The organism is Bacillus pretiosus (assembly GCF_051294775.1).
Classification (GTDB): domain Bacteria; phylum Bacillota; class Bacilli; order Bacillales; family Bacillaceae_G; genus Bacillus_A; species Bacillus_A wiedmannii.
The window spans coordinates 1-298 of sequence record NZ_JBPPHF010000266.1; the positions used below are offsets into that span (position 1 = coordinate 1).

Consider the following 298-nt stretch of genomic DNA (forward strand, 5'->3'; position numbering starts at 1 on the left):
GTACTTGTCCCCCGCCCCTACTGTGCATACTATTTGAATTATGAACGAAAGCTTCACACGCCTGATACGTATCATTTTCTGTTTCTTTCCATGCAACTTCTTCTATTTGTTCTTTCGTAAGCGGATATGACTGTAATCGTTTCTTATGTCTCGCTACTGTTTTTCTCACATATGGAGCTAAATCAAAATCAAAGAGTGCAAATGATTGACCACCGTGCTGCATATTTTGATTCGCCTGAAAAATAATAGACGAAAGAGCCAATGCACTTTTAATATCCGGCGGTTGTCTCATATGCCC

General features: G+C 39.9%; 1 protein-coding gene. It reads right to left on the reverse strand.

What is annotated here, in order from left to right; translation table 11 throughout:
* On the reverse strand, positions 1 to 298 hold a 298-nt coding region (gene nrdD, locus ACSG5Z_RS30815; RefSeq protein ID WP_435712853.1), incomplete at both ends, for an anaerobic ribonucleoside-triphosphate reductase.